The 10,623-nt window shown below is 67.8% G+C and carries 10 protein-coding genes and 1 pseudogene; 4 read left to right on the top strand and 7 right to left on the bottom strand.

From position 1 onward, the window contains the following. The first annotated feature begins 124 nt into the window (after positions 1-124). The 3 genes and pseudogenes from ACRDP3_RS19905 to ACRDP3_RS19895 all read left to right on the top strand — a co-directional run. Entirely contained in the window at positions 125-1,597 is a 1,473-nt protein-coding gene (locus ACRDP3_RS19905) for an FG-GAP repeat protein (RefSeq protein ID WP_431518328.1), read from the top strand. A 668-nt stretch (positions 1,598-2,265) separates the two neighbouring features. After that, positions 2,266-2,844, top strand: a complete 579-nt coding sequence (locus ACRDP3_RS19900; RefSeq protein ID WP_431518327.1) for a potassium channel family protein — start codon at positions 2,266-2,268, stop codon at positions 2,842-2,844. Between the two features lie 229 nt (positions 2,845-3,073). Then, positions 3,074-3,250, top strand: a pseudogene (locus ACRDP3_RS19895) (epoxide hydrolase N-terminal domain-containing protein); the annotation flags it as partial. Positions 3,251-3,370: 120 nt separating this feature from the next. Here ACRDP3_RS19895 and ACRDP3_RS19890 read toward each other — a convergent pair. The 5 genes from ACRDP3_RS19890 to ACRDP3_RS19870 form a co-directional block, all read right to left on the bottom strand. Then, entirely contained in the window at positions 3,371-4,315 is a 945-nt protein-coding gene (locus ACRDP3_RS19890; protein WP_431518326.1) for a hypothetical protein, read from the bottom strand. 59 nt (positions 4,316-4,374) lie between these two features. After that, the gene (locus ACRDP3_RS19885; RefSeq protein WP_431518325.1) at positions 4,375-4,581 is read right to left on the bottom strand and encodes a hypothetical protein; all 207 of its coding nucleotides are present in this window, start codon (positions 4,579-4,581) and stop codon (positions 4,375-4,377) included. A 214-nt stretch (positions 4,582-4,795) separates the two neighbouring features. After that, positions 4,796-5,305 (bottom strand): DUF1269 domain-containing protein, encoded by a 510-nt coding sequence (locus tag ACRDP3_RS19880; RefSeq protein WP_431518324.1) that lies wholly within the window; start codon positions 5,303-5,305, stop codon positions 4,796-4,798. Between the two features lie 778 nt (positions 5,306-6,083). Further along, positions 6,084-7,148, bottom strand: coding sequence for a tartrate dehydrogenase (locus tag ACRDP3_RS19875; RefSeq protein WP_431518323.1), 1,065 nt, complete (start codon positions 7,146-7,148; stop codon positions 6,084-6,086). A gap of 70 nt (positions 7,149-7,218) precedes the next feature. Next, entirely contained in the window at positions 7,219-8,199 is a 981-nt protein-coding gene (locus ACRDP3_RS19870; protein ID WP_431518322.1) for a LysR family transcriptional regulator, read from the bottom strand. 339 nt (positions 8,200-8,538) lie between these two features. On the opposite strand from ACRDP3_RS19870, the gene ACRDP3_RS19865 reads away from it, so the two are divergent. Then, the gene (locus tag ACRDP3_RS19865; RefSeq protein WP_431518321.1) at positions 8,539-10,068 is read left to right on the top strand and encodes a GntP family permease; all 1,530 of its coding nucleotides are present in this window, start codon (positions 8,539-8,541) and stop codon (positions 10,066-10,068) included. Between the two features lie 87 nt (positions 10,069-10,155). Here ACRDP3_RS19865 and ACRDP3_RS19860 read toward each other — a convergent pair whose 3' ends face one another. Continuing rightward, a complete protein-coding gene (locus ACRDP3_RS19860; protein ID WP_431518320.1) occupies positions 10,156-10,347 on the bottom strand; it encodes a hypothetical protein in 192 nt (63 codons plus the stop codon). A gap of 24 nt (positions 10,348-10,371) precedes the next feature. Beyond that, a partial coding sequence (locus tag ACRDP3_RS19855; RefSeq protein ID WP_431518319.1) for an alkaline phosphatase D family protein occupies positions 10,372-10,623 on the bottom strand: 252 nt, incomplete at its 5' end.

Raw genomic sequence — 10,623 nt, 5'->3', positions numbered from 1 at the left:
TCGAGGGCCTCGCCCGCCCACCGTGAACCCGGCGCCAACATCCGGTGAACTCCGTACAACCAGCTCCGCCCTTCGACGGTCACACCAGACAACCCCCCACACCGTCGACCGAGGGGGAGTCTCCGTGTCACACAGCCGCCGCATGCTGACGTACGCCATCGCAGCCGCCGTTGCGGCCACCGCCGGGCTCGTATTCCCGTCCGGCGCCACCGCTGCCGCACCCCGTACCGCCACGAGCGACTTCAACGGCGACGGCTACGCGGATCTCGCCGTCGGCGTCCCGGACGGGACCGTCGGCGGCCGTGCCAAGGCCGGGTACGTGAACGTCGTCCGGGGTGGCCCGAAGGGCGTCGGCGCCCATGGAAGCTTCCGTGTCACCCAGGCCACCCCCGAGATTCCCGGCACCCCGGAGGCGGGCGACCGCTTCGGCGCATCCGTCTCCCTGGTGGACCTCAACGGCGACGGCATCGCGGAACTGCTCGCCGGTGCCCCTGGCGAGGACGTCACCGACCGCGGTACGGACGCGGGCATGGTCACCGCCGTAGGCGGCTCGACGGACGGGCCGGGACCGGGGTCGACGGTCATGACCGGGCGGTCGCCGTCGGCTGCGTACGGCAAATCGGTCGCGGCAGCCGACCTGACCGGCGACGACAACAACAAGGAGATCGTGATCGGTGGCACGGACAAGGTCGTCGCCCGTGTCATCCAGGGTGAAGACAGCATGGTCACCACCGTCGTCGCCGCCCCCATGGGCGGCCGCGCCCCCGTCCTGGCCACCGGCGACTTCGACAGCGACGGCACGGCGGACCTGGCCGTGGCGTACTGGACCGCGGGCGACCCCAACACGCGGTCCCACGTGCGCCTGTGGAAGTGGGACGCCGACCAGTCCGTGATGGCCAACTTCTGGAACACGGGCAACGGCGGCGTGACCGCCCTGGCCGCCGGCGACTTCGACGGCGACGGCCACGACGACCTGGCCCTCGGCGAGTGCCGTGAGATCGCCGACGAGAACATCGACGACCCGTGCGGCCCCGAAGAACTCGCCAAGGGGGGCGGCGTCCACACCCACTACGGAAGCCCCGCGGGCCGCTCGTTCGGCAGCCGCGCCCAGACTCTCAACCAGGACACGGCGGGTGTCCCGGGCGTAGCCGAGGACGGCGACCGCTTCGGCGCCGCCCTCGCGGTCGCCGACGTCAACCGCGACGGCCGCGACGACCTGATCGCGGGCGCTCCCGGTGAGGCCATCGGAAGCAAAGCGGGGGCGGGCGCCGCCTGGCTGCTCCACGGCGGCGCTCAGGGGCTGCTCGACGCCAACGGCGCCGCCACGTCCGTCTCCTGGAACCAGGACACGCCCGGCGTCCCGGGCGTCGCCGAGGCGGGCGACACCTTCGGTGTGGCGGTCGCCTCGGGTGACGGCAACGCCGACGGTGTACCGGATGTCACGGTCGGATCCCCTGGCGAGAACTCCTCCCTGGGCGCCGTATGGTTCCTCCCCAGCGGCTCGGCCGGCGGCTCGGCGGCCTTCTCGCCCCGCACGCTCGGCCTCCCGTACCTGTCCACGGCTCAGAAGTACGGCAAGGCGCTGAGCAGCCACTGAGTGGGCCCCACGGACGTTTTGCCCGCCGCCACAGCGTCGGCCCGCCCGCCGGACGACGGGCCGACTGAGCTTGGGAATCACCGTGTGATTCGGCTGAGTTGACCTTCTGATCTGCATCAACGTTGTCTGGACGGCCGTTCGTAGCGCTGCGTTGTGACCGCTGTTGACCGGTCCTTGCCGCCTGTTCTGGTGCGCATCTGGTGCGGCTTGCAGGAGACACGCGGCTGGTTTGGCCCTTCACCCCGGCCACCTGACGAGACAGGTCTGGTCAACAAAGACGCCCGGGTCACTGGGCCTGGGGCTTTCTACTGGGAGCCGGGTGACGGGAATCGAACCCGCGCTCTGGGCTTGGGAATCGCAGATGGGTGGTCTGTTGGCGGAGCTCCTGCTACCTGCAACAACTACTTCGGCCACCGAGGTGTCGGCCGGCGTGGTTGTTTCCAGCAGGTTCGATCAGTCACCTTCACTCGGTTGGCGCCACGGCGGTGGCGTCGGCGAGGCATCTGCCATACACCTGTATGCAGAGACGTAGAGGGAATGCCGAGGAAACGACTTCGGAGGCCTCGCGAGCTGCCCAGTAGGTCGGGCTCGCTTGTACGCAAGGTCGGTTCGCGCTCAGTTCTCGGCTTCACTTCGGTGCGTTCGATCGCGAGCTGAGGTGGGAGGCCGTGGCCGACCCGGACTTCGAAGACCTTCCCCGGCGGCGGGGGCGCGTCCTCACGCTGTTGGCTCTTGCCCGGTCCGTCCTCTTCGGGGTGTGTCTGGTTGTGGCGTACTACCGGATTCCGATGGACCGCCCGTTCACCCCCTACACCATCTTGGGCTTGGTCGCCGGTCTGGGCTTGGTGGTGGGGCTTCTGGTATGGCAGACGCTGCAGATCACGCGTTCCGCGTATCCCCGGGTGCGCGCCGTCGAGGCGGTCACGACCGTCTTCTCTCTCTTTATTCTGCTGTTCGCGTCGTCCTACTTCCTCATGGAGAGGAACGGGGCCGACACCTTCAACCAGGCCATGACTCGAACCGACGCGCTGTACTTCACGATCACGACGTTTGCCACCGTGGGTTACGGCGACATTGTGCCCGTGGCTTCAGAGGCAAGAATCACGGCCATGGTCCAGATGCTTGGGGACCTGCTCCTCTTCGGAGTGGCATTGAAGATCATCCTCGGAGCCGTTCAGAGCGGCCTCAGCCGAGGTGGACGGGGGACTCCAGTACCCAAAGGCAGCAAGAGGAACCAGGGGGGCTGACCGATCAGGTGAAGCGCCGCGGGATAACCCGGGAATGAGGGTGCTCCCACCGGCTGTCGCCAGCCCGGCGAAGTGCCGTCATCTCACTCCACCAGTGACTTCTGTATGCCCACTCGGTGTCCACCAAGCACGAGGAGGCGGCACACGTGTCGGTCGATGAACCAGTGGGAAGCCGGCGAGCGTGTCTCCGAACCCCGTGGATGTGCTCCGGAGTCGCGGCTATCTCGGGTGGCGCAAGGCCGAGGCCGCGATCAACACCTACGAGCATTACCGCACCGAAGTCGACCGCGTCCCGGTGCACTTCATGCGCAAGTCTGGTGTGGGCCCGGACCCGGTGCCGCTGATCCTCACCCACGGCTGGCCCTGGACGTTCTGGCACTGGTCCAAGGTCATCGACCCGCTCGCCATGACCGACACTCTCGGATATGTCCGAGCCGGTCGATCAACTGCTTGGAGCCGCTTGCGTCCGTCGACGGTTTTCAGCTGAAGCGGGGGCCAAGGCGATGCCCCCATGGGTAGCCGCTGATTACTGCGTCGGCTGCGGGGGGTGGGTGACGCCGAGGCGCCGGGCCACCGGGACGCCGGTCAGGCCGTAGAGGGCGACGGTCGCGATGATGACCAGGAAGGTGACCGGAAGGATCTTGGACGCGCCGCCGATGTGTTGGGCAACCAGTTGGGCCGAGAAGGTCGACGCGGTGGCCGCGGCGACGATGCCGCGCGGTGCCATCCAGCTGAGGAACAGGCGCTCCCCCCTGGTCAGCCCAGTCCCGATGGTGGCGGCGAAGGCCACCAGCGGGCGGATCACCAGCACCAGGACGGCCACAAGGCCGACGGTGGGCAGCACGAGGTCATGCAGCGACTCGGGGGTGACGGTGGCCGAGATGGACACGAACAGGATCCCGATGAGCAATTGCACCAAGGTCTCAGACAGTGGCCGCCGGGTTGGGATGTCGAAGCCGCGCAGGTTGACGACCTCAATTCCCATGAGGATGGCGGCGGTGAGCCCGGAGTCGTCACGGAAGATGTTGCAAACGGCCGCCACAGCCACCACGCACGCGAGCTGACTGGTGGAGCGGAGCACGTCGCCCAGCTTGAGCTTGCACAGGCAGAACCACAGCACCGCGACGCCGACCAGCGCGCCGGCCACGCCGATGCCGATGGACAGTAAGAACTGCCCTAGCAGGTGGCCAAGTCCGTGGCGGGTGCTCGACAGCACCTCGGCGAACACCACGGCGCCCAGGACGCCGCCGACCGGGTCGATCAGTGAGCCCTCCCAGGACAGGATCCGCTGGACGTTCTCGGTCGGCCGGATGAAAGTCAGCAGCGGGCCCACCACTGTAGGCCCGGACACCACCAGGATCGCGCCGGTCATCACCGCCGCTTTGGCCGACATGTCCAGCAGCGGGCCGGCGAACACGGCGGTGAGCGCGAAGGTGACCGGCACTCCCCAGATCACCAGGCGTGGTGCCACGCGGCGGGCACGCCCGCGCATCTTGCCCCACTGCAGGCCCAGTCCGGAGTCGTAGAGGATCAGCGCAACGGCCAGTGAGACCAGTGGCTGGAACGCCGGGCCCAGCAGCCGGTCGGATCGACATTGTTCGTGAGCGCTCCAGCGGTGAACCCGGCCGGGAGGAGGACGATCAGCGCCGGGATACGCAGCAGGCTCGCCAGTACTTGCGAGCCCACGGCGAGCACCAGGATCAGGCCCACCCCGAACAGGATCTGATCGGTGATCAACGCCTGGCCTCTTCTCCCGCCGACTCCGGCCTTCTCCCATGAGGCAGCGGAAGAAGGCCGGGCTTCTCCAGGCTCGCCTGGTTCGCTCTCCTGCTGTCTGGACAGCGAGTCCTCGTTCGGTGCGCTGACTCTTTCACGGCCTGAGGAGTGCAAGCCGTGTGACGGCCCGGCGCAGCCGTTCAGCACACAAATGGAGTAAGAAGCCGTTCCCGGGTCAGCCGACTTCGGCGGTGGCCTTTCGTACGGCCTCGTCGAGGTCCTTCGCGCTGACGTCGAGTTCCTTGGCAACGTGCTTCTGGGCCTTGAGCTCGGCCTTCTCAACGGCGTGTGCCAGCTCGCTCTCCCCGATGATGAGCAGGGCGGCCTGGCCTTCGTCGATGATCTCCCCGAACTCCTTTATGTCCGCACGGGACAGGCCGCGCCACAAGTGCGATCCGATCCCGCCCCCTGCTGCCCCCACAACAGCGGCGGCAAGCACGGCCGGCGGGAAGAGGAGTCCAACGGCCGCACCGGCGGCGGCACCGCGCCATGCTCCGCGCCGGGTGGTCTGCTCGTCCTTGTTGACGTGCACCTCGCCGTTGTCGTCCTTGGTGATCACGGCGGCGTCATAGGTGCCGATCGCACCAGCCTCGTGGAGGTCCTTTACGACGTCATAGTCGTCTTGGGCTTGGGCCTCGCTTGGATAGGTGCCGATGGAGATGAATACCGCATTTGACTTCGTCATGGCGCTATTCCTTCTCGCTCTCGCCGCGCTCCTGTAGAGAACGGCGACGGGTCTGAAGCCGCACAAGGGAGCCGTGAGCAGCATGTACCTGCTGGCGGCCAGGTCATGCGTGCTTCTTTTTCACTACCAGTGTGCGCTCCCAGCGGCGATGGGCGGAAAGGGTGCTGTTCAGAGCGGCCCTGAGGCCGACGTAGCGGGTTTGGCCGGTGGCCTGCCTGGGCTGGGGTCGAGCATGGGCAGGGGGCCGTACGCTGCTGGCAACTCGGGCAGGCTTGTCCCGCTGCGGCTGGTGAGTAACAACCCGTCCGTTCTCGTGCACAAAGCCATTTGAGGATGTCGACCTCGCACGCTTCGCCCGTGGTGGAGTCGGTGATGATCAACCGTCCGTTATTCCGCAGGGTCGGGGCGGTGAGCGATCCCGGCAGCGGAGGGGGCACGGGAACGGTCTCCGGACAAGCAGCTCAGGGCCGCGCCGGCGCGGATGACGACAGGAGCCGCAGTGAACCTGGAAAACAAGCAAGGCCCGGGTCTGTGACCTGGACCTTCGTTGTGGAGCGGGTGACGGGAATCGAACCCGCGCTCTGAGCTTGGGAATCACCGTGCGGTTCTGCGGAGTTGGGCCGCTGATCTGGGTAGCCGCGCCCCATGGCTGTCTGGCCGGCGGCATCAAGCGGCATCAACGGACCGCCGCTGACCGTGGTTTACCGGCACAACGGGCATGGCACGGGCACGCTCCAGGAGTCCAAGTCCAGCCGGGCCGTCGGCCTGGGGTCCAGCCTTAGCGGCGGGTGATGCCCTCGAGCACCAGGTTGGTGAAGTCCTTCGTGCCGGCGGTCCCGCCGAGGTCGCGCGTACGGACGTCCGTGGTGGCGAGAACGGAGGCGAACGAGTCGAAGACCTCTGCGCCGGCCTCGGGGTGACCAAGGTGGTCGAGCATCATCGAGGCGCACCAGATCGCGCCGAGCGGGTTGGCGACGCCTTGGCCCGCGATGTCGGGGGCGGAGCCGTGGACGGGCTCGAACATGGAGGGGTACTCGCGCTCGGGGTTGAGGTTGGCCGCAGGAGCGATGCCGATGCTGCCCGCGACGGCGGCTGCGAGGTCGGAGAGGATGTCGCCGAACAGGTTCGAGCCGACGATGACGTCGAACCGGGCCGGATCGAGGACGACCTTGGCGACGAGGGCGTCGATGTGCTCCTGCCTCCAGGTCACGTCGGGGAACCGGTCGCCGGCTTCCTTTACGAGCTCGTCCCAGAACGGCATGGTGTGGATGATGCCGTTGGACTTGGTTGCGGAGACCAGGTTGCCTTTGCGCTGCTGAGCGGTGGTGAAGGCGTAGTCGAGGATGTGCTCGACGCCGCGCCGGGTGAACACGGACTCCTGGACGGCCATCTCGTCGGGAAAGCCGCGGTTGAGGCGTCCGCCGATCTCGGAGTACTCGCCTTCGACGTTCTCGCGGACGACGACGAAGTCGACGTCGCTCGTGGCCTTCGCCACCGGGCTGTGAACGCCTTCGAGGACTTTGATGGGACGCAGGTTCACGTACTGGCGGAACTGGCGGCGGATGGGGATGAGGAGACCCCACAGCGAGACGTGGTCCGGTACGCCGGGCCATCCGACGGCGCCGAGGAGTACGGCGTCGTGGTGCCGTATGCGGTCCAGGCCGTCGGAGGGCATCATCGCGCCCTCTGCGACGAAGCGCTCACAGGACCAGTCGAACGTGTCGTAGGCGAACTCGAGCCCATGGCGATTGCCGACGGCGTCGAGGACGGCGCAGGCGGGCGGCAGCACCTCAGTGCCGATGCCGTCGCCAGGTATGAGGGCGATGCGGTAGCGAGTGGTCATGCACCCCATGGAACGCTGACGGGTTCGTGACTGTCTAAGACCCGTTCGCAACCCGTTCGATAAGGCTTGCCTATCGGTGGCGCTGAGTCCTGCCACCGCCGATGTCCTGCTCCGGCTGCTGTTCCCGGTCGTTCGGGCCGGGGCCGGGGCCGGGGCCGGTGTGGCCGTCGAACCCGGCGCCTTTGATGACGGCGACGAATGCCGCGGCGGCGGGGCTGAGGTGGTGGCGCTGCCAGACCAGCCCCACGTCGAGGGTGTCTTCGACGGCGAGCTGCCGGACGTGTAGCCCGACCGCGTCGGCCAGTGGACGCCAGGAGTCGGCGACGACGGCCACTCCCACGCCGCTGAGGACCAGCGGGAGGAGACCCTCGCGGTGCTCGATCTCGATCGCGATGCGGCAGTCGGTCGCGGCGACGATGGCGTCCGCGACCCGGCGCATTCCCGTTCCCTGCTGGCCGGCGATGAGGCGGAGATCGGAGAGCTGGTCGATGGCGAGGGGTCGGTCGCCAGGCGGAAGGCTGACGTCGTCGCGGGCGACGAGTACGAACGCCTGCGTCTCGATGGGTACATGATCGAAGTCTGTGAACACCTCGTGGGTGCCGGCCGCGGCGACGATACCGACCTCGGCCACTCCTCTGCGAACGGTGTCGCGGACGTCGTCGGGCCGGGCGGCGGCCACCACCGCCACCCGCACGTGAGGGTAGGCATCGGCGTAGGCGGCGATGAGCTCGGTGAGGGGACTGACGACCTGGGACGGCATGGAGGCGATGCGCAACTGTCCACCCCGCAGGCCGTCCACGGCCGCGACCGTCTCCCGGGCGACATCGAGGGAACGGACCACTTCGCGGGCCGGCGCGACCAAGGCCGCGCCCGACGGACTCAATACGAGACCGCGCCCCTGCCGCAGAAACAGGTTGGTCCCGAGTTGGGCCTCAAGGCGCCGGATGGTCTGGGTCACCGACGGCTGGGCGACGAAAAGGTGCTCGGCTGCCCGGTGCACGCTGCCGTGGTCCACCACGGCCAGGAAGGAACGCAGTTGTCGTATGTCCAAGCCGTTCACCGCCTTCATGGGCCTGAGCCGCAGTCGTCGGTCCCGCCCAGTCGAACAGGCCGAGTCCGTGACCACCTGGCGGCACCCTGACCTGCGCAGATTCTCCGACCTGTCGTTCGATAGCCGAACCTTATCGGTTGGGCTGCAAATGAGTCTTAGACAGCAGAGGTGACCGTCGTCACGATGTACGGCAGGTCCCAAGCCCTTCGGTTCCGGCAGCGGTGACCGGCCCGCGAGTTCGACGTACCACGCGACCAGCTGCGCCCCCGGGCCCGGCAGGCCGGCACCTTCCTGACGGATCCTCACAGACCTCATGGAATCGGACGAGCGGAGTCTTTCGTGCCTGACGAAGCCCTGTTGCTCCTCAACACGGCGATCGCCATCGTCGGCATCGTCGTCGCGATCACCTGGCTGAAGTTCCCGCCGGTGTTCGCGCTCGTCTTCGGAACCCTCTACCTCGGCCTGACCACCGCGGTCGGGGCGAAGGGCACGCCGAAGGCGGTCGCGGACGGATTCGCCGACGTCATGAGTGACATCGGCATCCTGGTGACGTTCGGCGTCATCCTCGGTGCGCTGCTCACGGTGACGAACACGATGCAGAGGCTCGTCGAGGCGATGCTCAAGGTCTTCGGCGAGCGCAGCATCCCCTACGTCCTCGCCGCGACACTGAGCTCGCTGTTCTCCTCGATCTACGCGGACGTGCTGCTGGTGCTCTCGGCGCCGCTCGCTCGCCGGCTCGGGCCGCGGCTGGGCCCGAAGGGACGCGCCCTGATGGGCGGCACGCTCACCGCCGGCATCGAGGTGGGTCTGGTGTTCGTCGCTCCCGGCGTGGCCGCTGTCGCCATCGCCGGCATTCTGGACGTCCCGCTGGGCCAGATGTTCTTGTTCGGTCTCGCGGTCGGTCTGCCGACGGCGCTGCTGACCACGCTCGCCTTCGCCACCATCCTGCGCGTGATGAAGTGGCGGCCCGAGTTCGACGAGGTCGACGAGGTGAGCGAGACAGGCGAAACCGGGCCCGCCCCCGAATCCGCACTCGACGGCTCTGACGGCTCTGACTGCAGCGAATCGCGCAAGCAGGACGGCGAGTACCCGCCGTCCATCCGCGACGGGTCGAAGGCCGGCAGCCCGGCCCTTGCCCCAGCGGTCGTTCAGGATCGTGAGACGACCACCACCAAGGCACCTGGCGCGACGCCGGGCGGGCCACCGCTCGGGCTGAAGATACGGGAACTTCCCCTGTTCCTCGCCGTCACACCGGTGCTGTTGACGCTGGGCCTCATAGCCGGTGGTGCGATCGCGGAGGCCACATCCGTGGACTCCGCGGCACTCGGGTTCCTGACCGACCCGGTGGTCGCCATCCTGCTGGGGGCCACCTTGGCGTACGTCCTGGCGAGCCGCGTTCGGTCCACGGACGAGATCGTCGGGGCCATCGGTACCGCGCTCGCTCAGTGCGGCCCCATCCTTGTCCTCAGCGGTATCAGCGGTTCGCTCGGGTTCGTCATCGAGCGTTCAGGAATGGCCAAGGTTCTCGGCAGCGCGTTCTCATCCGGCTTCCTGCCGCCCCTGTTGCTGGTCTGGATCGTGGCGGCAGTGCTGCACATCGCGCTCGGCTCCATCACCATCGCAGGCATCACCGCCGCGGGCATCCTGGCGCCCATCGCCGGCAACCTGGACGCGCCGCTGGTCCTGGTGGCCCTCGCGGCCGGTTCGGGCGCCCTCTTCGTACCGCACGTGTCCAGCAACTTCTTCTGGATGTTCCAGTCCCTGCTCGGGTTCTCCACCCGGGGGACCATCAAGACCCACTCCATCCCGATGACGCTGGCCTCGGTCATCTCTCTGCCCATCATCCTCGCGATCTCAGTCTTCGCCTGACAGCCGGTCGGGACAGGTACCGGGGCTGCGGATGGTGAAGCTTCGATCTCTCGCGAGCAGCCGATTGATCACGACATCGCACAGACCCTAGACCCTGACCGCCCCCGGCTTGCCGTCTTCGACCACGAACGAGGCGAACGTCGTCGCAGCCGCGTCCGGCCGGCTGACGGTCGGCACCATCCGCAGATCCGTCCGCCACTCCCCCGTGCTCAGCGTGCAGGTGACATAGTCGCGGCGGTCGCCGTCGAAGAACTTGATGTGCGGGTTCCACTTGATCATCGGCCCGTAGTAGGGCCCGTAGACCTAGCCGTCGCCGTTCGTCGAGATGGAGGTGCCGACGAACTCCGTTGCCACGACAGGGGAATCAGGCCGGTCGAAGTCGCTCTTGATGTCGCTGACGAACGTCGAGTGCCAGTCTCCGGCGACCAGGACGGGGTTGCGTACGCCGGCCGAGGTGAACGTGTCGGTGATGGCGCGCCGCGAGGCCGGGAAGCCGTCCCACGCGTCGTGCCAGATGATGTCGCCGCTCGGACCGTCGTGGTCCAGGCGCGCCAT

Origin of the sequence: Streptomyces sp. (assembly GCF_050698815.1) — a bacterium.
GTDB lineage: Bacteria > Actinomycetota > Actinomycetes > Streptomycetales > Streptomycetaceae > Streptomyces.
Note: the sequence above shows the minus strand (reverse complement) of the source record. Positions and strands in the feature narration are given on the sequence as shown.

Bases quoted from the DNA above. Each gene is read 5' to 3' on its own strand.
- ACRDP3_RS19880 (WP_431518324.1), bottom strand. From the start codon at position 5,305: ATGACGAAGTCAAATGCGGTATTCATCTCCATCGGCACCTATCCAAGC.
- ACRDP3_RS19875 (WP_431518323.1), bottom strand. From the start codon at position 7,148: ATGACCACTCGCTACCGCATCGCCCTCATACCTGGCGACGGCATCGGC.
- ACRDP3_RS19860 (WP_431518320.1), bottom strand. From the start codon at position 10,347: ATGATCAAGTGGAACCCGCACATCAAGTTCTTCGACGGCGACCGCCGC.